At 60.7% G+C, this 22,496-nt stretch carries 22 protein-coding genes and 1 riboswitch; of the genes, 7 read left to right on the top strand and 15 right to left on the bottom strand.

All coding sequences use genetic code 11. The annotated features are described in order from the left end of the window. Positions 1-72 precede the first annotated feature (72 nt). The 7 genes from DQ393_RS13440 to putA all read right to left on the bottom strand — a co-directional run bounded on the left by DQ393_RS13440 (position 73) and on the right by putA (position 11,195). Positions 73-1,146 carry an ABC transporter ATP-binding protein gene (locus tag DQ393_RS13440; protein ID WP_112342272.1) on the bottom strand — a complete coding sequence of 358 codons (1,074 nt, stop codon included), beginning with the start codon at positions 1,144-1,146 and terminating at the stop codon, positions 73-75. A gap of 1 nt (position 1,147) precedes the next feature. After that, positions 1,148-3,079, bottom strand: coding sequence for a glycoside hydrolase family 127 protein (locus DQ393_RS13435; RefSeq protein WP_112342271.1), 1,932 nt, complete (start codon positions 3,077-3,079; stop codon positions 1,148-1,150). Positions 3,080-3,103: 24 nt separating this feature from the next. Further along, entirely contained in the window at positions 3,104-3,979 is an 876-nt protein-coding gene (locus tag DQ393_RS13430) for a carbohydrate ABC transporter permease (RefSeq protein WP_210260455.1), read from the bottom strand. Beyond that, positions 3,976-4,893 (bottom strand): carbohydrate ABC transporter permease, encoded by a 918-nt coding sequence (locus tag DQ393_RS13425; protein WP_112342270.1) that lies wholly within the window; start codon positions 4,891-4,893, stop codon positions 3,976-3,978. The genes DQ393_RS13430 and DQ393_RS13425 overlap by 4 nt, the downstream gene beginning before the upstream one ends. Positions 4,894-4,960: 67 nt before the next feature. Beyond that, positions 4,961-6,199: an ABC transporter substrate-binding protein gene (locus tag DQ393_RS13420; protein WP_112342269.1), complete on the bottom strand. Its 1,239-nt coding sequence runs from the start codon at positions 6,197-6,199 to the stop codon at positions 4,961-4,963. A 45-nt stretch (positions 6,200-6,244) separates the two neighbouring features. After that, the gene (locus tag DQ393_RS13415; protein ID WP_245430348.1) at positions 6,245-7,201 is read right to left on the bottom strand and encodes a LacI family DNA-binding transcriptional regulator; all 957 of its coding nucleotides are present in this window, start codon (positions 7,199-7,201) and stop codon (positions 6,245-6,247) included. Positions 7,202-7,490: 289 nt separating this feature from the next. Continuing rightward, positions 7,491-11,195 (bottom strand): trifunctional transcriptional regulator/proline dehydrogenase/L-glutamate gamma-semialdehyde dehydrogenase, encoded by a 3,705-nt coding sequence (putA, locus tag DQ393_RS13410; protein ID WP_112342490.1) that lies wholly within the window; start codon positions 11,193-11,195, stop codon positions 7,491-7,493. 182 nt (positions 11,196-11,377) lie between these two features. Between putA and DQ393_RS13405 the strand changes: the two genes are divergently transcribed. Continuing rightward, positions 11,378-11,839, top strand: coding sequence for an Lrp/AsnC family transcriptional regulator (locus tag DQ393_RS13405; RefSeq protein WP_112342267.1), 462 nt, complete (start codon positions 11,378-11,380; stop codon positions 11,837-11,839). A gap of 158 nt (positions 11,840-11,997) precedes the next feature. Beyond that, entirely contained in the window at positions 11,998-12,264 is a 267-nt protein-coding gene (locus DQ393_RS13400; RefSeq protein WP_112342266.1) for a hypothetical protein, read from the top strand. Positions 12,265-12,304: 40 nt separating this feature from the next. On the opposite strand, the gene DQ393_RS13395 is transcribed toward DQ393_RS13400, so the two are convergent. Beyond that, entirely contained in the window at positions 12,305-12,490 is a 186-nt protein-coding gene (locus DQ393_RS13395) for a 4-oxalocrotonate tautomerase (RefSeq protein WP_112342265.1), read from the bottom strand. 129 nt (positions 12,491-12,619) lie between these two features. Here DQ393_RS13395 and DQ393_RS13390 point away from each other — a divergent pair, with 129 nt between their 5' ends. From DQ393_RS13390 to vapC, 3 genes are all read left to right on the top strand, one after another. Further along, positions 12,620-13,504, top strand: coding sequence for a LysR family transcriptional regulator (locus tag DQ393_RS13390; RefSeq protein ID WP_112342264.1), 885 nt, complete (start codon positions 12,620-12,622; stop codon positions 13,502-13,504). 119 nt (positions 13,505-13,623) lie between these two features. Further along, positions 13,624-13,857, top strand: coding sequence for a type II toxin-antitoxin system VapB family antitoxin (gene vapB, locus DQ393_RS13385; protein ID WP_112342263.1), 234 nt, complete (start codon positions 13,624-13,626; stop codon positions 13,855-13,857). Then, entirely contained in the window at positions 13,857-14,255 is a 399-nt protein-coding gene (gene vapC / locus DQ393_RS13380; RefSeq protein ID WP_112342262.1) for a type II toxin-antitoxin system tRNA(fMet)-specific endonuclease VapC, read from the top strand. The genes vapB and vapC overlap by 1 nt, the downstream gene beginning before the upstream one ends. Positions 14,256-14,330: 75 nt before the next feature. Here the strand turns inward: vapC and DQ393_RS13375 are convergent, their stop codons facing one another. Then, positions 14,331-15,215: a LysR substrate-binding domain-containing protein gene (locus tag DQ393_RS13375; RefSeq protein WP_112342261.1), complete on the bottom strand. Its 885-nt coding sequence runs from the start codon at positions 15,213-15,215 to the stop codon at positions 14,331-14,333. Positions 15,216-15,341: 126 nt separating this feature from the next. Here DQ393_RS13375 and DQ393_RS13370 point away from each other — a divergent pair, with 126 nt between their 5' ends. After that, the gene (locus DQ393_RS13370; RefSeq protein ID WP_112342260.1) at positions 15,342-16,202 is read left to right on the top strand and encodes an urea carboxylase-associated family protein; all 861 of its coding nucleotides are present in this window, start codon (positions 15,342-15,344) and stop codon (positions 16,200-16,202) included. Between the two features lie 114 nt (positions 16,203-16,316). Here the strand turns inward: DQ393_RS13370 and DQ393_RS13365 are convergent, their stop codons facing one another. The 6 genes from DQ393_RS13365 to thiC form a co-directional block, all read right to left on the bottom strand. Continuing rightward, positions 16,317-16,664, bottom strand: coding sequence for a hypothetical protein (locus DQ393_RS13365; RefSeq protein WP_112342259.1), 348 nt, complete (start codon positions 16,662-16,664; stop codon positions 16,317-16,319). A gap of 156 nt (positions 16,665-16,820) precedes the next feature. After that, positions 16,821-17,432 (bottom strand): thiamine phosphate synthase, encoded by a 612-nt coding sequence (locus DQ393_RS13360; RefSeq protein ID WP_112342258.1) that lies wholly within the window; start codon positions 17,430-17,432, stop codon positions 16,821-16,823. Continuing rightward, on the bottom strand, positions 17,429-18,202 hold the full coding sequence (locus DQ393_RS13355) for a thiazole synthase (protein ID WP_112342257.1): 774 nt from the start codon (positions 18,200-18,202) through the stop codon (positions 17,429-17,431). Before DQ393_RS13355 ends, DQ393_RS13360 begins: the two co-directional genes overlap by 4 nt. A gap of 2 nt (positions 18,203-18,204) precedes the next feature. After that, positions 18,205-18,402 carry a sulfur carrier protein ThiS gene (thiS, locus tag DQ393_RS13350; protein WP_112342256.1) on the bottom strand — a complete coding sequence of 66 codons (198 nt, stop codon included), beginning with the start codon at positions 18,400-18,402 and terminating at the stop codon, positions 18,205-18,207. Then, positions 18,393-19,373 carry a glycine oxidase ThiO gene (gene thiO, locus DQ393_RS13345; protein ID WP_112342255.1) on the bottom strand — a complete coding sequence of 327 codons (981 nt, stop codon included), beginning with the start codon at positions 19,371-19,373 and terminating at the stop codon, positions 18,393-18,395. Before thiO ends, thiS begins: the two co-directional genes overlap by 10 nt. A 1-nt stretch (position 19,374) precedes the next feature. Further along, positions 19,375-21,201, bottom strand: coding sequence for a phosphomethylpyrimidine synthase ThiC (gene thiC / locus DQ393_RS13340; protein WP_112342489.1), 1,827 nt, complete (start codon positions 21,199-21,201; stop codon positions 19,375-19,377). A gap of 92 nt (positions 21,202-21,293) precedes the next feature. Beyond that, positions 21,294-21,426: riboswitch (TPP riboswitch) on the bottom strand. 845 nt (positions 21,427-22,271) lie between these two features. Between thiC and DQ393_RS13335 the strand changes: the two genes are divergently transcribed. Beyond that, positions 22,272-22,496, top strand: a 225-nt coding sequence (locus DQ393_RS13335) for a porin (protein ID WP_181592346.1), incomplete at its 3' end; no start/stop codon positions are given.

Below are 22,496 nucleotides of genomic sequence, written 5' to 3'. Positions count from 1 at the left end.
TCACAGACATTCAACCATCAGCGGCTGTCTCAATGGCAGCCCGATGAGTTGGCGGATTAAACAGACGAGATTCTACCGCAGCCGTCCTCCCTGCTTGTCGAAATAGCGTCGACGTTCGGGCGGGCAATGCAGATGGAGCATATCGCCGCGCTCGATCTCCGGTCCGTCGCGATATTCGGCGATGATCGCCTGGCCGTCCTCTGTCTGACAGTAGAGATAGCGGGTGCCGCCCAGATATTCGGTGACGTCGACTGTTACCCGCAAGGCGTCGGCCGCATTTGGCGCGACGACGAAATGTTCGGGGCGCATGCCAAGCAGGATCTTTTCGCCCGCTGAGGGCTTAGTCTGTGAAAGGTCGACCTTCATGCTGCCGTTTCCGACCGTCGCTGTCCCGTCGCCGGACCACGTTGCTTCGATCATGTTCATCCTTGGCGAGCCGATGAAGCCGGCGACGAAACTGTTGACCGGATCTTCATAGACCTCGCGAGGACTGCCCACTTGCTCGATCCGGCCGTCCCTCAGCACGACGATCCTGTCGGCAAGCGTCATGGCCTCGGTCTGGTCATGGGTGACATAGATCATGGTGTTGCCGAGTTCGCGATGCAGCCGGGCAATTTCGATGCGCATGGAGACGCGCAGTTCCGCGTCGAGGTTGGAGAGCGGCTCGTCGAAGAGAAAGACATCCGGTTCGCGAACGATGGCGCGTCCGATGGCGACGCGCTGACGCTGGCCGCCGGAAAGCTGTCCCGGGCGGCGGTCCAATAGATGGTCGATCTTGAGGATCGCGGCGGCGGAGCGCACGCGTCTTTCGATTTCGGATGCATCGGTCCGGGCCATTTTCAGCCCGAAACCGAGATTGTCGCGAACGCTCATATGCGGGTAGAGCGCATAGGACTGGAAGACCATGGCGATGCCGCGCTCGGACGGATCGAGATCGGTGACATCTCGGCCCTTGATGGCGACCTCGCCGTCGGTCACTTCCTCCAGCCCGGCAATCATGCGCAGCAGCGTGGATTTGCCACAGCCGGAGGGGCCGACGAAGACGACGAAAGCGCCTTCCGGTATGTCGAGATCGATGCCATGAATGACCTCCAGCCCGCCGAAACTCTTGCGGACGCCGGTCAGGCGCATGCCGTTCTTCGTCATGTCAGGCTCCACGCTGCAGCTGATCGGCGCGGATCCAGACCAGCATCTCGCCCGGATCGCGATTATCCCAGAGATGATAGGGCACGAAACGCGCGGTGGAGGCAGCCCTTTTCGGGGGTGTCGTCCGATAGAGATCTGAGCCCCAGTCCGCCTCATCTCGCGTGACCGAAACATCGAGCGCCACTGCGCCCTCCAATGCGGCAATTTCCGTTGTCTTGGCGGAGGCGGGATCGCTAGAAAGCGAAATGCCGCTGAGGTCGTGACCATTGTCGGTGGTTTCGACGCAATAGACGAGCGGACCCCGCATCAGGGCCGCGCGTCCGGCATCCTGGCGAACTTTTGGATTGGCAAACAGCGTGCGCGGGATGAGCGGAAGGGTGAGGTCGACGCTGTCGCCCGCCTGCCATTCCCGCTCGATGCGGGCATAGCCGTCGACGGTGATCGCTGTCAGATCGACCGGCGCACCATTGATTGCGAGCGTCGCGCCCTCGGCCCATTCGGGGATACGCAGTGACAGCGCAAATTTGGCTGCGCTATCTGGATTGACCTCGAAGCGAATGGCGCCGTCCCATGGATAGCGCGTCGTCTGGGAAAGCTGCACGGTCACGCCGGCAGCGAGAGGGACGCGCGCTTTGCTCTCGCCGTAGAGATGGACAGCAATCTCATTGTCGGCCGCGGCATACATATAGGAGCCGACGGAGGCGAGCAGGCGTGCGATATTGGGCGGGCAGCACGGGCAATGGTGCCAGGTCCAGCGGTGATGCTTGCCGGCGCTCTCCAGCGGATTTTCGTAGAAGAAGGTCTTGCCGTCCTGCGATAGCCCGGCCATTGCACCGTTATAGAGCGCCACTTCCATGATGTCGGCATAACGGCGGTTCGGTCCGCGGCCGAGCATGCGGTTGGCCCAGAAGACCAGCCCGACGGAGGCGCAGGTCTCGGCATAGGCGCTCTCGTTCGGCAGATCGTAATAGTCGGTAAAGCCCTCGTTCGAGGCAGCCGGTCCGATGCCGCCGGTTACATACATCTGTTTCGTCGTCAGGTCGTCCCAGAGCGTCTCGAGCGCTGCTGTCAGCGTATCGTCGTTATATTCCGTGGCGATATCGGCCATACCCGAATAGAGATACATGGCGCGCACCGCATGGCCGACGACCTTGGTCTGCTCGCGCACCGGCAGATGCGACTGACTGTATTCATACGTCTTTTGTACGAAATTCTTCGGGTCGCGGCCGTCGCGAAGCGCTTCCTCGGTGAAGAAATGCGGTTCCTGGCCACGCTCGTCGATGAAATATTTGGCGAGATCGAGATATTTCGTCTCACCAGTGACGCGGCCGAGCTTGACGAGCGCGAGTTCCACCTCTTCATGGCCGCAATAGCCGCGCAGCTGACCTTCGCCTTGGCCGAAAACGGTAATCATGTAATCGGCAAAACGGCTCATGATATCGAGCAGCTTGCGCTTGCCCGTTGCCTGATAATAGGCGACGGCCGCCTCGATCAGATGGCCGGCGCAATAAAGTTCGTGATGATCGCGCAGGTTGGTCCAGCGACGGCCGGGCTGAACGCGCTGGAACCAGGCGTTCAGGTAGCCATCTTCCTGCTGCAGCTTTTCATACATGTCGATAATGGCATCGGCACGCGCCTCCAGTTCGGCATTGGGGCGGCGATAGAGCGAATAGGCGATGGTTTCGATCGATTTTCCGAGATCGCTGTCCCAGAACATCTGCGTCGAGCCCGACCACGTCTGCAAGGGAATGACGATACCGGGGCTTGGCTGACTGACGTCGATCGCCTGGATCATGCCAGCCTCGACGCAGCGGTCGAGCAGGGTTGCTGCGGTGGAATTGCAGATGGCATCCTGGCGAGCGCCGAAAAGGCCAGCAAGCTCGACATTCGGAACGGGCAGGGGGCGAAACTGGCGGCTTTGCTTGTCAGACATGGCTTTGATCCGTTGTTGAAAGGGTTATTTCACCGCGCCGGCCATCAGCCCGCGCATGTAGTAGCGTTGCAGAAGCAGAAAGACGATGACGCAGGGGATGGTCATGACGGCGATGCCGGCCTGGACCGCACCCCAGTTAACGGCACCGAGACGCCCGGTCCTGACGGCGATCATCAGCACCGGCAGGGTGAATTTCTCATTGCTCGACAAGAGCACCAACGCGGCCAGGAACTCGTTCCAGGCATTGAGGAAGGCGAAGATCGCAACGGTCGCGACACCCGGCAGCACCAAGGGGAAGAGGACGCGAAAGAGAAGTTTCAAATCGCGTGCGCCGTCGATGCGCGCCGCCTCCTCGATTTCCTTCGGCACCGCGTCGAAGGCGTTGCGCATCATGAAGACAGAGAAGGGAAGCTGCAGCGTCACATAGACGAGCGTCAGCCCGATCAGTGAATTGTTGAGGCCGAGCCTTGCCAGGATGATGAAGAGCGGCGTCAGGATCGACTGGAAGGGGATCATCAGCGTCGCGATGATCAGGATGAAGAGCGCGCCCTTGAAGGGGAAATGATAGCGCGAGAAGCCGTAGCCGGCGAGCAGGCTGACGATGACGGTCAGAAGCACGGTTGCGACCGAGACGAAGAGCGAATTCAACGTATGCTGGATGACGCCGGCGCCGAAGCCATCGAGCGAGCGATAGGCATCGAAACTGAAGCCGGTCGTCGGCCATGGCGGCAAGGGCGGAAGGCTGGCTTCAGTTCCATGCCGGAATGACGACAGTAGTGCGATGGCGAACGGCGCGAAGAAGAAGATGACGATGACGACGCCGATGCCGTGATAGCCGATGCCATCCAAGAGCTTGCGCCTTGCGCGGCGTTCCTTTGCGGTAGTTATGGTTTGGGTCATGGCTTATCCTCCCCGACGCGCAGCAGCCAGAGCTGGACGATGCTGATCAGCACCAGAATGACGAGAAGCGCGATCGAGAGCGCTGCGCCATAGCCGAGGTTGAAGGACACGAAGGACTGGTTGAAGATATAGTAGACGACCGAGATCATCCGGTTCTGCGGGCCGCCTGATGTCATGATGTAGAACTGGTCGAAGGCGAGCACCGAACCGGTGATGGAGATGATGAGGGCGAGCGCGATCGTGCGGCGCATCAGCGGCAGGGTCAGATGCCGGAAGCGCTGCCAGCGCTTGGCGCCATCGATGCGGGCGGCCTCGGTCAGTTCCGAGGGGATTGCCTGCAGGCCGGTCAGCAGAATGATCATGGTGAAGCCGGCGATCTTCCAGACCACCATGACGATGATGGTTGCGAAGGCCATATCGAAATCGGCAAGCAGGTTCGGCCGCTTGTCGACAAGACCAAGCGCCATTGCCACGGGTGCGAAGAAGCCGGCGTCGACATTGGCGAGCCAGACCCAGAGCAGCGAGGCAGTCGCAAGCCCGACGACGACGGGAAGGAAGATGATCGTTCGGTAGAAGCCGACGAACGGCCGGTGCTTTTCGACGAAGAAGGCGAGCGGAAAGGCGACGGCGAAGATCGCGATGGTGACGACGACGGTGTAATAGGCGGTAAAGCGCAGGGCCGCCATGAAGCGCATGTCGGAGATCATGCGGACATAGTTTCCGAAGCCGATCCATCGCGGATTGCCGAGCAACGGCCAGTTGTGGAAGCTCATCCAGAAAGTAAAGGCCACGGGCAGCACGAAGAAGACGATAACGAGCGCCATGGCCGGCGCTATGTACAGAACCCCGTGCCAGCCGGCACGCTTTCGCCGTTTTCGCGGACGTGCGGTTGCGATAGCTCCAGGGCCAGCCATGGAATGCTCCCGATATTGCGGTGGAGGGAACCGGGGAGCGTCGAAGCTCCCCGGTGTTCATGCTCGATTATTGTTGGGCGTTGTCGATGATCGACTGCATTTCCGATTGGGCATTGGAGAATGCACCATCGACATCGCTTCCGAAGATGGCTGCGTTGGTGAAGCCCGCCCAGGGACCGTTGGCGCTGTTGATCAGGTCATTGAATTGCAGCGTATAGGGCGTCTTGGCGACGGCGATCGCCTTCAGGCCGACCTGCATACGGGGATCGAGACCCTGCAGCACCTGGTCGGCGATATCGCCGCGTGTCGGAAGGCTACCGTATTTCGCCATGATCTTCTGTCCCTCGAGCGAATAGGTGTATTCGAGGAACTTCTTCACGGCATCGAGCTTCTTCGTGCCTTTGGAGATGACGAAATTGTCGCCGCCGGCAAAGGAGGACGGCTTGCCGTCGACGCCGGGGATCAGCGTCACGCCGAAATGGATATCGGGATATTGCGTGATCAGCGTGCCGATCGAGAAGGCGCCGATGCTCTGCTGACCGATCTTGCCGTTGCTGATGCTGAGGAAGTTGGCGCCGGTGTCGCTTGCGGCTCCCGCCGGCACCAGATCCTTCTTGACCATATTGCGGTAGATGTCGACCGCCTTGCGCATTTGCGGCGTGTCGAGCGTCGCCTTCTTGCCATCTTCCGAGAGAATGTCGGCGCCGGCACCCCAGACGAGCGGCGTAAAGGTGAAGATCATGCACCCGCCGCAGCCGCCGCCAGAGAAGTAGAAGCCGTAGGTATCGCTTCCGAGCGCGCGGATCTTTTCGGCATTGCTCGTGATCTCGTCCCAGCTGGTCGGCGCCTTTTCAGGGTCGAGGCCCGCCTTTTTATAGAGATCCTTGTTCCACGCAAAGACCGAGGTCTCGACGGAGAGCGGCAGGCCATAGATGTGGCCGTCATAGGTGCCGAGCTTCACATGCGAGGGCGAAAGCGAATTGAAATAGGGCAGGCTCTTGGCCCAGTCCGTCAGATCCTCCAGCTGGCCGGCCGCAGCGAAGGCCGGCGTATAGATGAGGTCCATCGACAGGGCGTCGGGCGCCTGGCCGCCGGCAATGGCCGTGGCATATTTCTGCACGAGTTCGGCAAAAGGCACTTCCGTCAGCGTGACCTTGTCGTCATGGCCGGCATTATAGGCCTCCACGACCTTTTTGAAGGAATCGCCAATGCCGCTTCGCACCCACATGGAGATGTTTTCGGCAGATGCGGCGGATGCAAGGCACAAGGATATGAGGCCGGTTGCGGCCAGAAATCGCTTCATCATGTTCTCCTCCCATAGGGGTACTCCCGTCAGCCCCTTTTTCCTCTATCAACGATCGGGGCTTCCCCCGCATGATTGCCGCACGACAAGCTCGCAGGGCAAAGTTCTGATGCCAGGTTCGACGCTGCGCCCTTCCGCAAGCGCGAGAACCGTCAGCCCGGCCTCGCGGCCAAGCGCCTTGAGATTCATGTCGACCGTCGTCAGCGGCGGCCGTGTCTGGGCGGCGACGATCTCCCAATTGTCGAAACCCACCACCGAGACGTCCTCCGGCACCCGCACGCCGCGCTCGCGCAGCGCATCGACGACGGCGCGGGCGATCTGGTCGTTGCCGCAGAAGATCGCGTCCGGCTTTGCTCCGGCCGCGCTCCAGAGCTGCGCGACGGCCTCGTGTCCCCAGGCCTCGGACCACATTCCGTACATGACCGGCAGCCGGTCTCCGGCGAGGTCGCGATAGGCCTTGGCGCGCTCACGCACCGAGACGAAGCTTTCAGGGCCGGTCACATGGGCGATCCGGCGTCGGCCGAGCCCCTGCAACCATTCAACAGCAAGCGCAGCCCCCTGATAGTCATCCGCACAGAAGGTGACGCTTCCCGGTGCGCCTTCGGTGAATGCGTAGATCACCGGAACCGGCAGGTTGGAGAGATCGACAGGCAGGCGGCGGTCGATCCGCTTTCCCGAGGCGATGATACCATCCACATGCTTATCCAACATGGCGTCCACATGAACCTTTCCAAGCGCCGGATCGTCCTCGATCGTGCAAAGAAAGACCGAGACGCCGTGATCGACAAGTGCTTCCGTGATGCCGGCCATGACCGGCAGCGTGAAGCGACCGTATGTATCATTTGTCAGAAGACCGATCGTAAAGGTGCGATTGCTGAGCAAGCCCCTGGCCAAGGCATTCGGACGGAAGCCTATGTCGGCGGCAGCGCGCTTGACCCTCTCGCGCGTCTCGTCGCCCATGCGGCCGGTATTGTTCAAAGCCTTGGATGCCGTTGAAATGCTCACACCTGCAGCCGCCGCAACGTCGTGAATCGTTGCGCGTCCGCTTTTCGCACGCTGATTTTCCAGATGTCTTCTCCCAGTCAGTTTTCATGAGAAAAGCTTTTCTCTAGGCGAGAGTCAATATGAGAAAAGCTTTTCTCAAAAATTTCTGTACAGAAGAGAAGGAGGTCCGGAAGCTGGATGTGGGCCGTAGCGAATTTGCAGGTCACTGCAGATGTGCGCCATGAAAACGAAGCGGCGGCTGAGACACTGTCGGTCCGGCCGCCGCGTAAGTTCTAGATCGCTGTCAGCTTTAGCCGATCGTCATCAGGCTGGCATTGCCGCCGGCAGCCGCGGTGTTGATCGATGTCGTCACCTCTTCGAGCAGCCAGTTGAGGCAATAGGCATCGGTGTTCTTGGCAATTTCCTCGCTCGACGCAGCCTGTGTGAGAACCAGCGGACCGGGGATAGCCGAGATCGTCTTGATCGCCTGCTGGACGCGTGCTGCATCACCTTCGATGAGAGCGCCGGCAAACGGTCCATCCGCTGTCCAGTCTTTCGTCCAGGAAATGCGGTTTGCGATCTGCGCCGGCAGGCCATCGAGCTCTTTATGCAAGCCGGATGCTGCATCGATGACGATCGAATTGCCTGTTGCAAGGCCTGCGGCGATTTGGACATGCAGGCCAAGTGCTGTCTGTGGAGCGAGCAGGATTCTCCCTCGCGGATGCAGCGCATAGAGGTTCATCTCGCCGACCGGGCCTTGCAGCTCGGTATTGAAGCCGAGCGACGACTGGGCGGTGACGGCGCGCGCCTGTTTGGCCGCATCCGCAGCGCCCTTGCTTTCGAGCCAGGCGATGAACTGCTGTGCAGCCGGATCAGCCTGCACGGAGGCATCGCGCAACGGTTCTGTCGGGGAAGCTACCAGACGGCGCAAATACATCGGGCCACCAGCCTTCGGGCCTGTGCCTGAGAGGCCGCGGCCGCCAAAAGGCTGGACGCCGACGACAGCGCCGATGATGTTGCGGTTGACGTAGAGATTGCCGGCGCGGACGCGCTCCGTGACATGGGCGATCGTATCGTCAAGCCGGGTGTGCAGGCCGAAGGTCAGGCCGTAGCCGGATGCATTGATGGCGGCGATGAGCTTATCCAGCCCCTTACGCTGATAGCGCATGATGTGAAGGACCGGGCCGAACACCTCGCGCTTCAGATCGCTCAGCTTCTTCAGCTCGATAATGGTCGGAGCAACGAACGTGCCCTTCTCAGCGCTTTCGGGAAGGTCGAGCTGTTCGACGTTGCAGCCAAGCTTGCGCATGCGTTCGATATGCTCGTCGATGCGACGCTTGGCGTTGTCGTCGATGACGGGGCCGATATCGACGGCGAGCTGGTCGGTCTTGCCGACGGAGAGCTCGCGAAGCGCGCCGCGCAGCATGGCCAACGTGCGGTCGGCGACTTCCTCCTGCAGGCAGAGGACGCGCAGGGCCGAGCAGCGCTGACCGGCGCTGTCGAAGGCCGAGGCGATGACGTCGCCGACCATCTGTTCGGCGAGGGCCGAGGAATCGACGATCATGCCGTTCTGCCCGCCGGTTTCGGCGATCAACGGGATCGGCTTGCCGAATTTGGAAAGCCGCTCGGCCAGCTGCGCCTGGATCAGGCAGGCAACTTCCGTGGAACCGGTGAACATGACGCCGGCGGTTTCGGGAGCGCCAACGAGGGCGGCCCCCATTTGTCCGCCGCCCGGGACAAATTGCAGAACATCGCGCGGAATACCGGCCTCATGTAGGATGCGGACGCCTTGGGCTGCGATCAGCGGTGTATTGCCGGCCGGCTTCGCAACGACTGGATTGCCCGCGACCAAAGCGGCCGCGATCTGGCCGGTAAAGATCGCCAATGGGAAGTTCCATGGGCTGATGCAGACGACGGGGCCAAGGGGCACGCTCTCCGGCTTCAGTATTTGGCGTGCCTGAGCGGCGTAATAGCGAAGGAAATCGATCGCCTCCCTAATTTCGCCGACCGCGTTTGCGGCCGATTTGCCGGCTTCGCGGATGGTCAGGCCGACGAGAACAGGCATCTCGCTCTGCATGAGATCGGCAGCACGCTCAAGGATCGCGGCGCGCTCATTAGGGTGCACGGCTGCCCAACGCTCGGTAGCCGCGGCCGCAAACCGCATGACGTCGGGTGCATCCTCCGGCTCCAGTTCTGTGACATGGCCAACAATATCGGCGTGGTCGGCAGGATTGAGGACGGCGCGGCCCACGCCGCGTTCGGAGCCATCGGCGAGAAGCGGCTTGGCGGTCCAGTCTCTGGCTGCCGAGGCTTGTAGCTGCGCGGATAGGTCGGTGAGCGCTGCTTCATTCGAGAGATCGACGCCGGCGGAATTCCGTCGCGCGCCGCCGAACAGATCGGCCGGGAGAGCGATCTTGTCGTGCTGCGCGCCGACTACGCTCATGGCGCGCACGATCTCGACGGGATCGGCAATCAGCTCGGAAACGGACACGGCTGGATCGGCGATCTTGTTGACGAAAGAGGAGTTGGCGCCGTTTTCGAGCAGGCGGCGGACAAGATAGGCGAGCAGCGTTTCATGGGTGCCGACCGGCGCGTAGATCCGGCAGGGGCGATTGAGATTTTCGGCGCCAACCACCTCTTCATAGAGTGGCTCGCCCATGCCGTGCAGGCACTGGAATTCGTATTTGCCGACCGCAAAATCGTCCCCAGCCATATGGTAGATTGTGGCCAGGCTCTGCGCATTATGGGTGGCGAACTGCGGGAAGACCACGTCGGTCGCGGCCAGCAGCTTTTTGGCGCAGGCAATATAGGAGACATCTGTGTAGATCTTGCGGGTATAGACAGGGAAGCCTTCGAGGCCATCCAGCTGCGCGCGCTTGATCTCGGCGTCCCAATAGGCGCCCTTGACGAGGCGGACCATGAGGCGATGCCCCGAGCGGCGGGCAAGATCGATGATGAAATCGAGGACGAACGGGCAGCGCTTGCCATAGGCCTGGACGACGAAGCCGATGCCGTCCCAGCCGGAAAGATCCGGATCGAGGCACAGCTCTTCCAGCAGATCGAGCGAGAGTTCCAGCCGATCCGCCTCCTCGGCATCGATGTTCAGGCCGATATTGTAGCGCTTGGCGAGCAGCGCCAGCGCCTTTACCTTCGGTAGAAGCTCGCCCATCACCCTGTCGGCCTGCGAACGCGAATAGCGCGGGTGCAGCGCGGAGAGCTTGATGGAGATGCCGGGGCCTTCATAGATGCCGCGGCCGGCCGAGGCCTTGCCGATCGCATGGATGGCGTTTTCATAGTCGCGATAATAGCGCTCGGCATCGGCGTGGGTCGTCGCGGCTTCGCCGAGCATGTCGTAGGAATAGCGGAAGCCCTTCGCTTCGAGCGCACGTGCTCGTTTCAATGCTTCATCGATGGTCTCGCCGGTGACGAACTGTTCGCCCATCATGCGCATGGCCATGTCGACGCCGCGGCGGATGACGGGCTCGCCGGCGCGGGCGATCAGCTTTGTCAGCGCGGCAGAAAGGCCGCCTTCGTTGACGGTGGAGGTCAGTTTGCCGGTGACGACGAGGCCCCAAGTCGCGGCATTGACGAACATCGAACGGCCGCCGCCCAGATGCGACCTCCAGTCACCGCCGGCGATCTTGTCTCGGATCAGCGCATCGCGCGTCGCCGTGTCGGGAATGCGCAGCAGCGCCTCGGCAAGGCACATCAGTGCGACGCCTTCCTGGCTGGAGAGGGAATATTCCTGCACCAATCCCTCGACGCCGTCGCCCTTGTGTTTGGCGCGCAGCACTTCGATCAGCTTCCTGGCTGTCTTCTTCGCCGCTTCGCGCGTCGCGTCCGGCAAGGTCGCCGCTTCGACGAGGAAGGGCAGGCACTCGGTCTCGGGGCGCCTGTAGGCGGCAGTGATCGCCTGGCGAAGCGGGCTCTGCTCACGAATGGGCGGTGCGAAATGCGAAAATGGGGCAGCGTCCGGAGCTGGTTCTTCAGTGGCGAGCTTGGCAGAGACAGTCATGATAACCTCAAGGTGCAAGGGTCCCGATGGCTTGTGGGCGTCGGCGATATCGCCCACGCAGCCCTCCCGTTGCTTCGACGCGAACATACTTCATTCCAGAAAAGCATTCCGCCTTGAAACCGCGGCTTTCCAGTCATATTGAACTTCAATAGCGCTTATTTCAAATAGGAATGCCTGCAAAAATGACCAAATCCAGTGAAATTGACCAGTTCGACCAAAAGATCCTCGATGCACTCGTCGAAGACGGCCGTATGTCGATCACGGAGCTTTCAGAGCGGGTCGGCCTTTCCAAGACTCCCTGCCAGGCGCGCCTGAAAAAACTGATCGATTCCGGCTATATCGATGGCTTCAAGGCCATACTCAATCCGATCAAGCTCGGCCTCGATCACGTCGCCTTTGCCGAGGTGAAGCTGACCGATACCCGCGAGGAAGCTTTGCTCAGCTTCAACAACGCCGTCAAGAAGATCAAGGAAATCGAGGAGTGCCACATGATCGCCGGCCGCTTCGACTATCTCCTCAAGGTGCGGACCTCGGATATCCGCCGCTACCGCATCGTTCTCGGCGAGAAAATTTCCAGCCTGCCTTTCGTGGCCAGCACATCCACCAATGTGGTGATGCAGTCGGTCAAGGAAAACTGGTCGTGAAGCCGCTTTGCCCGTCGTGCGCGTTCTCACGCGCTGGATGAGCCCCCCATCAGCCAACTCATCTTGCTGGCTAAACAATGGTCTAGATTTTGCCATCCGAATCGGATCATTGCGAGGTGCTAAAATAAGTAAGCCAGAATAGTTGAGATGGAGTGGGCATGGAGATCAATGCCGGCGATCGCGACCTTGTCGAAGTCATGAAGCGGTACTTTGCTGTCAAGGCCGAGGTCGAGGACGTGAAATCCCGCCTGGAGGCGGCAAGGCAAGAGAGTGGCGAAGAGATCGGCACATTCTACAATCCGCGCACCAATCCGAACCATGCAGCCGACATCATCCGTTCCCACGCTCTCAAGCAGGAGATGGTGCGCTTGATGGATTGGGCCGAAGCCTGGGGACGCCGGAATCTGATACCGGACGAGGCCTGACGGTCAGCTACGATCGCCAGGCCATCATCGTGAAATCGGATCAATTATCGGATTTCAGTTTGCCCGCCGTCGCCCAGGACTCCTTCGAAATCTCGGTGATGACGATTTCCACCGATTCCGGCGGGCAGACGAGCGTTTCGACGGCGACCCTGGTCGCTTCGCGAACAAAGGCGCGTTTCTGGTCCTGTGTGCGTCCGGGGTGCATTTCCAAGCGAAGGATGGGCATGGTGACTCCTGATGGATTGGGGCGATAGATTATGGCGCTTGACCTCAAGCACCACGGACTATCTTGCAAGACCGGTGAGTGATAAATACGCCCGCATTTGCTTCACTCCAAACTTATAGGTATGCAATCGTGGATAAATTGGCCGGCATGGCGATGTTCGTCAGGGTGGTCGAGCATGGCAGCTTCGCCGCCGCGGCCGACATCAGCCAGGTGTCGTCAGCCATGGTGGCCAAACATATCAAGACGATCGAGCAGCGGCTCGGCGCGCGCCTGCTACACCGCACGACGCGTCGTCATCAACTGACCGAGGTCGGCAAGCTCTATTATGAGCGCTGCAAGACGGTGCTGGCGGAAGTCGAGCTTGCCGAATCTTCGGCATCCGAACTGCAATCGGTGCCGCGCGGGCGCTTGCGGCTCGTCGCGCCTGTCAGTTTCGGAACGCAAAGCCTCGTGCCGGCGCTTGTCGACTATCTGCGTGAGAATCTCGAGGTCAGTGTCGACCTGGCGCTCGACAACAATCCGCATGATCTGATCGGCGAGGGATATGAACTCGGCTTCCATATCGGCGAGCTAACGGATACCAATCTGGTCGCTCGCCCGCTGAGGCCCTACCGGCGCATTCTCGCGGCGTCGCCGGATTATCTGGATCGTTGCGGCAGGCCGCAAACCCCCGAGGATCTCGCCAATCATATGTGCCTCGGCCATTCCTATTGGCGCCTGCAGGGCCGCTGGCATCTCGTCGGCCCGGAGGGAGAAGTCCGCGAAATCGCCATAAAGGGCCGGTTCACCACGAACCAGGGCGGGGCTCTGCGCGTTGCCGCCCTGCATGGAGCCGGTATCGTGCTGCAGCCGGAATTGCTGCTCGCAGCCGATCTCGATGCCGGCCGGCTTGAGCCGGTGCTGCCGCAATGGTCTTACAAGCCGACACCGATGCATCTGGTCTATGCGCCGGATCGGCGTCCGACGGCCATGCTGCGTAGCGTCATCGATTTTCTCGTGGCCCGCTTCGGTTGACGGCCGATCCTCTTTCGCCGGCTGCCGATAGCAATGGTCCGGATGGCGGCACCTTGATTTTTGAAGTTTGCGGAGTTAAGTATATCCCAGTTGCATATCCCAGCATCGGGAGGCGGAACATGGCGAGTTCGACTGTATTCATCAGCAATCGAAGCCAGGCGGTGCGCCTGCCCAAAGCTGTCGCATTCCCTGAAGACGTGCATCAGGTCGATATCCTGAAGATCGGCCGCAGCCGTATGATCGTCCCGCAGGGCAAGCGCTGGGATGATCTCTTCCTGCATGGTCCCCGTGCCAGCGACGATTTCCTGGGTGAGCGAGAACAGCCGGTGGCGGAAGAGCGCGAGTCCTTTTGATGCTGGCCTATATGCTCGATACCAATATTTGCATTTATGTGATGAAGACCTATCCGCCCGCCGTCCGGGAGAAGTTCAACGCGGTAGCAGAACAGCTTTGCATATCGAGCATAACACTTGGTGAGTTGCACTACGGCGCCGAGAAGTCAGCCCGGCGCACGGAAAACCTGACTGCCATCGAGCATTTCGTGGCGCGGCTGGAAGTTCTGCCTTTCGACGCTAGGGCAGCTGCGCATTATGGACAGGTCCGGGCCGAGCTGGAAGGCGCCGGAACTCCTTGTGGTCCGCATGATATGCAGATCGGCGCCCATGCCCGCAGCGAGGGACTGATCGTGGTGACGAACAACATCAAGGAGTTCGTCCGCATGCCCGGCCTCCGGGTGGAGAATTGGGTGTAACCATCGCCGCGAACGCAATGGCCTTCCTGCAAACAGCGAAAGGCCTGACCCCTGCAATTCGTCTAATCGGTCTATTTACAGATCCGTCGCCGCAACGGCTTCGCCGGTGGCGGCAATCAGCCATTCGCGAAAGATCCGCGCCTCATCGGAAAGTCGGCTGGCCTCGAGCAGCCAGTAGGATTTCTCCGTGTCCGACGGCGTATTGAACAGGGTGACCAATGTCCCATTGGCCAGTTCCTCGGCAATGAGTGCGGTCGGGCAAAGACCAACGCCCTGTCCCCCGACGACGGAACCGATCATCAGGCTGAAATCGGCAAAGATCGGGCCGGGTTTCGGAGGCCGGTGGATGCCCTCAAGGGCGAACCAGCGTGTCCAGGCTGCTGTCGTTTCATCGTGCAGCAGATCCAGATCGAGAAGATCGGCCGGCTTCCTGATCGGGCCACGACGACGCTCGTATTCTGCCGCGCAGGTCGGCCTCGTTTCCGCAGTCAGAAGCGAGATGGCGTTTGCACCGGGTTTCGGGCCATGGCGTATCAGCAGATCGACGCTTGCCGCTTCCGGCGTCACCGCATCAAGTGCATAGACGATATTGATATGGATCTCGGGATGTTTCTTCCTGAATTCAGGCAATCGCGGTATCAGCCAGCGGGTGGCGACGGAAGCAATACATGCGATGCTGACTGGCCTCTCATTGCCATTCAGCCGCAGCTGCCGAGCGGCGATCTCGATATGTCCGAGACCATTTGCGACTGCCGTCCCGAAATCGCGGCCCGCCATCGTCGCCGTCACGCCGCGGGCATGACGCGTAAAGAGCTTGACACCCAGCCATCCCTCCACTGTGCGCACATGCTGGCTCACTCCCGCAGCCGTGAGATTGAGTTCGCTCGCCGCCTTGGCGAAGCTCTCGTGACGGACGGCTGCCTCGAAGGCGCGAAGGGAGGCAAGCGGGACATGTTGCATCGTTCAAGGCTAAGTAAAACTTAGCCAAAGCACAAGCGCAATCAACGTTGCGCGGAAGCTTTATATCCTTACATTGCAGGCAAACCAGTGGTTCGGCTCTCAATCGGTAAGGAATGAAACGTCGCTATGGACGATCTTTTTGATACGCCTGTTCCCGCGGATGCCGAGGAGCGTCGCCGCAAGCCGCCCGTCGTCGTCTATCCGAACGGGACGCTGCCGCCGGCCGACATGGATGTGCTGCGTGCGGCCCGCCAAGACATGGCCAAGATAGAGGACATCATCGTGCCGCCGCGCGATGGCGGCAGCTTTCGTGTGCCGAAGGGGCATTTCTTTCGCATCGTCGGCATGGAGGGCTCGCAGGTCGGCGATCTCAATCTGTGGAATGCCGATGATCTTTCCGAACGGTTCTTCAGCGGCAAGACCCGTGCGCTGCACGGCACGCATGTCGGCGTCGGGGACAGGTTATGGAGCAATCTGCCCTACCTGCGGCCGATGGCGACGATCACGCACGATACGCTCGGCTGGTACGGTTTTGATGCGGATGGAGCCGGTATCCACGATGTCATCGGCACGCGTTGCGATCCCTATACGAACCGGCTGCTGAACGGCGGCGATTATCACCGTTGCTGCCATTCCAACCTGTCGCGTGCTCTCGCCAAGGAGCTGAATATTTCCGTCCAGGACGCCGAGTTTCACGTCCACGATGTGCTGAATGTCTTCATGTGCACCGGTTTCACGCGCGACACCTATCAATATTTCATGAAGGCAAGTCCGGTGCGGCCGGGCGATTTCATCGAGTTCTTCGCCGAGATCGATCTTCTCGGCGCGCTTTCGGCCTGCCCGGGCGGCGATTGCGGCAGCGAGCATTCGAGCGATACGGTGCCCTGCTATCCATTGCGGGTGGAGATCTGGCGTCCCGAGCCTGCACGCCTTGCCGGCAGGTTTTTTCCGGAGCGCAACGCCTATCCCCGGACACACGGCCTGTAATCCGATCGTCCGAAAGGCTTCAAAAAACATTTGCCGGCGGTTTCGTCCGCCGGCAATCCCAAAATCGTCCGTCAAGCCAAGCATCCGTCAGAAGGCAGATGCTCAGCGGATTGCTTAGTTGCACACGCGAACGCGTTCGTAGTGCCAACCGTCGTCATAGGCGTTGTCGACCTGACGATCCTCGTACCAGCACCTCGGCGGAGGCGCTTCGTACACCGGGCCTCTGTTGGCAAGGGCGCCACCGACGATCAGGCCGCCGAGGAGACCTGCGGCGACGCCGCCTGCGATCGCGCCACCATTGTGGTGATGATGGTGGCGGCGCCAGTCACCATCGCCACGCCAGTCGCCGCGATAGGGCGGGCGACCGTCGTAATACTGCGCCTGTGCGCTGCTGACCGGCGCCAACGCACCGCCGACGACCGTGGCAGCCAGCAAAACCGTGAGAATCTTCTTCTTTATCATGACTACCTCCAAAGCAGTCTTCTTGCTCAGCGAATGCGCGAGTCAATTAATCAACGTCCCGAGCATGATTATGTTCAGCTGAATATATCATGAATGTGCCATTCATCGGGCAAAGGATTGGGAAATCGAGGCCAGAACAGCGGTGCCGGTACGAGCTCAGTGCGGAGGCAGCCGTCGCGTCGCTCCTATCCACTCAAGGGCCCGCGATTCGGGGTCGCTATTGCGGGTGATATCCGTCACGACAGCCGCGCTGTCGGCGCCATGCCCGAAGACGCCGGCAAGGCGCTCGACGGTCAATCCGCCGATCGCGACAAGTGGGAGATTGCCGATGCAGCTTTTCCATTGGCCGATACGCGCAAGACCCTGCGGCGCCCAGGCCATGGCTTTGAGAATGGTCGGATAGATCGGTCCAAGCGCGATGTAATCGGGCCCGGCAGCCAGTGCCGTTGCCAGCTCCGCCTCGTCGTGAGTCGAGAGCCCCAGCTTCAATCCGGCGGCGCGAATGGCAGCGAGATCGGCGTCGGCAAGATCCTCCTGGCCGAGATGGATGAAATCGCAGCCTTCTTCGATCGCGAGCTGCCAATAGTCGTTAATGATCAACTGGCATCCATATGCGGCACAAATTGCCTTCGATTCGCGTATATCGGCGCGGATTTCCGCCGGCATACGATCCTTGATGCGTAGCTGCACCAGTTTGACGCCGAGCGGCACCAGCCTCTTTATCCAGGCGGCGCTGTCGACGATCAGATAGAAGGGATCGAGTATCATGAGAAAACCGCCTTTCCGATGACCGGTGTCGATGGCACCGCCATATCGCGCGGCTCGAGCATGCCAGCGGCGAACGCCTGTCTGCCGGCATCGATCGCCTTGGCAAAGGCTTCCGCCATCATGGCCGGATCGCCGGCGCCGGCGACGGCCGTATTGAGCAGCACGGCATCGAAGCCGAGTTCCATGACGGTGGCCGCGTGCGAGGGCCTGCCGATGCCGGCATCCACGATCAACGGTATTTCCGGAAAATGTGCTCGCATCGATCGCAGGGCGGAAAGATTGAGAGGACCGGCCGCCGTTCCGATCGGCGCACACCAGGGCATCAGCACCTTGCATCCGGCCTCCAGCAGTCGTTCGGCGACGACGAGGTCGTCCGTCGTATAGGGAAAGACCTCGAAACCCTCGTCGGCAAGGATTCTCGCCGCCTCCACCAGCGCGAAGACATCCGGCTGCAGCGTGTCGTGGTTGCCGATGACTTCGAGCTTGATCCAGTTGGTCCGGAAGACCTCACGTGCCATCTTCGCTGTCAGCACCGCCTCGGAGACGCCGTGGCAGCCGGCGGTATTGGGCAGAATGCGAACGCCAAGTCCACGAATCATCTCGAAGAACGCACCGCCATTGCGGCCGCCTGCCGTTTCCCGGCGCAGCGATACGGTGACGATTTCGGTTGCCGAGCGCTTGACGGCCTCCGCCAGCACGGCCGGAGAGGGATAGCGCGCCGTGCCGAGAAGAAGATGCGATGTGATACGGGTTCCGTAGAGTTCGATCATGGTCAGCCTCCCTGCATTGGCGTCAGGATCTCGATCCTGTCATTGTCGGCCAAGGCGTGGTCGTCGCGTTCTTCGCGATGGATGAGTTCGCCATTGACGGCGGTTGCCAGCCACTCGCCTTCGTATTCGAGCGCGGCGAGAAGCTGCGAAAGCGTGGCTGCCTCGACGATCTGTGTTTCGCCATTGATGATCAGGCGCATTGGCGGCTCCTGTCGTTGTTGTGTCCGGAAAAGAGGAGATCCGCGGCCTCTGCCGCCATCGCCGGCGCGAGAAGGAAGCCGTGGCGATAAAGGCCGTTGATAAGAATGGTCTTGCCCTCCCGCGTCACGCGCGGAAGATTGTCTGGAAAGGCGGGACGAATGCCGGCCCCCGTTTCGACGATGGCGGCGTCGGCAAAGGCGGGATGCAGCGCATAGGCGGCGTTCAAAAGTTCCATCAGCGAGCGGGCGGTGATCGGTCCCTCGAAATCCGTCTCGATCATCGTCGCGCCGATCATGAACAGACCTTCGCCGCGCGGCACGATATAAACGGGAAATCGCGGATGCAGCAGCCGGACGGGCCGCGCAAGGGCGACCTCCTGCGTCTGTAGATAGAGCATTTCGCCGCGCACACCCCGCAATTCCCTGCTCTCGCCGACATTTGCAGCGCCCGTGCAGTCCATGACGCCGGAAAATCCGGCATCATTCGCGATGCGATCGACAAAGGTCACACCCTTCGCCGAAAGAGTGCCCTTCAACGACTGCAAGACGTCGCGAGGATCGAGATGTGCTTCCTGGGGGAAGAACAGGCCATGCCTGAAGCGACCGGCAAGGAAGGGTTCGAGGGCGGCAATTTCGCGCTCATCGATCCAGCGATAGCCTGTCGTGCGGCTGGCGAATCGCTTCAGCTCGTTTTGATCTCGGTTCGGCGCGACGACGAGCGTCCCGTTGCGGACGACCTTGCCGGGCAGAATCGCGTCCCAACGATCGGCGGAATCGCGTCCGCGCTCCAGCACGGGCTCATCGGCACTTTCCCGTTCGCACCATGGCGCCAGCATTCCGCCGGCAAGCCATGAGGCTGCTCGGCGGAAATTCGCATGGGGGTCGGCAACCGTCACCTCGGCACCGCGGGCATGCAGTTCGTGGGCGACGGTGAGGCCGGCAACGCCGGCCCCTTTGACGAGGATGCGCATGTCACTCGGCCGGCTGGGTGGAGGTTTCCACCGGCATATAGAGATCGCCGCCCTCGCGATATTTCGCCGCCATCGCTTCCAGTCCTTCCTTCTGCGCCTCGGCGCGGATGTCGTGTGAAATCCGCATGGAGCAGAATTTCGGCCCGCACATCGAGCAGAAATGCGCAACCTTGTGAGCTTCCTTCGGCAGGGTCTCGTCATGGAAGCTGCGGGCGGTATCTGGATCGAGCGAGAGGTTGAACTGGTCCTCCCAGCGGAATTCGAAGCGGGCGCGCGACAATGCGTCGTCGCGGACTTGCGCTGCTGGGTGTCCCTTGGCGAGGTCGGCCGCATGGGCGGCGATCTTATAGGTGATGACGCCTGTCTTGACGTCGTTGCGGTCGGGCAGGCCGAGATGCTCCTTCGGCGTGACATAGCAGAGCATCGCCGTCCCGAACCATCCGATCATGGCAGCGCCGATGCCCGAGGTGATGTGATCGTAGCCCGGCGCGATATCCGTCGTCAGCGGTCCGAGCGTGTAGAAGGGCGCCTCGCCGCAGACGGCGAGCTGCTTGTCCATGTTCTCCTTGATCTTGTGCATCGGAACATGGCCGGGGCCTTCGATCATCACCTGGCAGTCTTTTGCCCAGGCGATCTTCGTCAGTTCGCCGAGCGTTTCGAGCTCGGCAAACTGCGCGGCATCATTGGCATCGGCGATCGAGCCGGGGCGCAGGCCGTCGCCGAGCGAGAAGGAGACGTCATAGGCCCGGCAGATATCGCAGATTTCCTCGAAATGCTCGTAAAGGAAGCTCTCGCGGTGATGATGGAGACACCACTTGGCCATGATCGAGCCGCCGCGTGAAACGATGCCGGTAACGCGATTGACTGTCAGCGGGATGTAATGCAGCCGCACGCCGGCATGGATGGTGAAATAGTCGACGCCCTGTTCGGCCTGCTCGATCAGCGTGTCGCGATAGATCTCCCAGGTGAGCTCTTCGGCAATGCCGCCGACCTTTTCCAGCGCCTGATAGAGCGGGACGGTGCCGATCGGCAGCGGCGAATTGCGGATGATCCACTCGCGGATATTGTGGATGTTGCGGCCTGTCGAAAGGTCCATGACGGTATCGGTACCCCAGCGGGCGGCCCAGACCATCTTCTCGACTTCTTCCGCCATGGAGGAGGTGACGGCGGAATTGCCGATATTGGCGTTGATCTTCACCAGGAAGTTCCGGCCGATGATCATCGGTTCGCTTTCCGGGTGATTGATGTTGGCCGGGATGATGGCCCGGCCGGCCGCGACTTCCTGGCGGACGAATTCGGGTGTCACATGATCCGGAATATGGGCGCCGAAGCTCTCGCCGTCACGAATCAGGGTCTCGGCTTTCGCCTTGCGGCCGAGATTCTCGCGGATGGCGATGAATTCCATCTCGGGCGTGATGATGCCGGCGCGCGCATAGGCAAGCTGGGTGACGGCCTTGCCATCCTTGGCGCGCAGCGGCTGGCGCTTGGCCGGAAATTCCGGTGTCAGCCGTTCGCCGGTGACGAAGCCATTGTCTTCGGGACGCACATGCCGGCCTTCATAGGCCTCGACATCGCCGCGTGCGAGCACCCAGCTGCGGCGGAGCTGCGACAGGCCCTGTTCGATGCTGATATCGGCACCCTCGATGGTATAGGGGCCGGAGGAATCGTAGACGATAACAGGCGGCTCACCCGATGTCGGATGGACGCTGATCTCACGCATCGGTACGCGGATGTCGGTATGGATATCCCCGGGGACGTAGATCTTTCGAGAGGCCGGCAGCGGACCGGTCGTGACCGTCGGGGTGAGGTTCTTTGCGGCAATGGTCATGGTTTGAGGCTCCAAGTTGCGGTTGGAGACCCAGTCAATCAGCCGGAATGATGATAAGACGCCGACACGGAATCCACGCGGGAATCCGAAGTCTTCGAGCGCTCGCACCGTCCCTACGCCAGTATGAACTGGATCAGGTTCAACGGGTCACTGCGCCCACAATCGGCAAAGCCGTATTGTTCAGCAGTATCTCAGCCCCTTGCCGGGACCCCCCTGGTGAATGCTGGAAGGCTATGCTCTTGCTTTGGCTTCTGTCAACCCTGCAATGATGACTGCATTTTTCCGCGAGCCAGCGCTTGGCGCATTGGAGAATCCACAATTTAAGCGTGTTTACACGTGAGGCGCGGCATGGCGCTCCCTCAATAATGAGGCGCCGTGTTGCCGATAAAGCGGTAGGGGACGACACCAGCGTACTGCGTTGCGGGTAATCAGCGCGTCATTGCCGAGAAGGGCGAGCGTCAGTTGCACGCCGGCCTACGCGCCGGTCTGCATCAGGGAAAAGATGGATTGCATATAATCCCTGGTGACGAGGCCGCCGAACGGGGGGGCGCTATGAAGATCAGCCGATTCTCATTCATGCGCGATTCTTCCCTTCCTATGGCCCGAATAGCTGGAATATGGGAAAATTCGACGTTTCTGTGTGTGGCGATTTGTTGAGTTTTGTTTCTCAGCCTTGTCGTGCATTCGCGCCTTTGGCGGTCTTCCCGCGTTCTTCGGGTGAAACGAACCTCGCCCTGCCGTCCCCAGTTGCATTTAAGCAACAGCCGGCAAGACTAACGCTGGACCGGCGCTCGCCACGGTTTCACATAATTGACAAACATACGGGCTGTTTGTAAGTCAGAAGCAGGACAGAAATTGTCTTACGGTCGAGCGATCGGCCGGATCGGTAGGGGCATTTCAAGACCTTTGCCGCGGGGACAATCATGGAGGTTCGAGGGGACTCAAGCCAACATTACGTGCGTACTTGCCGGGCTGCGCGGTCGCGTTTTCGACCGGGTCGATCTTCAAGGTGGTTTCCAGCTCAGCACTCGTGGCAAATTAGAAATGCATATTACAACCAGGAGTTTAATATGAATATCAAGAGCCTTCTTCTCGGCTCCGCTGCTGCGCTCGCAGCAGTTTCCGGTGCCCAAGCAGCTGACGCTATCGTTGCTGCAGAGCCGGAGCCGCTGGAATATGTCCGCATCTGCGACGCTTACGGTGCTGGTTACTTCTTCATTCCGGGCACTGAAACCTGCCTCAAGATCGGCGGCCGTGTCCGTACCGAAGGCGAGTGGTACGATGCCTACAACCCG

The sequence above is a fragment of the Martinezella tropici genome (assembly GCF_003287875.1).
Lineage (GTDB): Bacteria > Pseudomonadota > Alphaproteobacteria > Rhizobiales > Rhizobiaceae > Rhizobium > Rhizobium tropici_C.
Note: the sequence above shows the minus strand (reverse complement) of the source record. Positions and strands in the feature narration are given on the sequence as shown.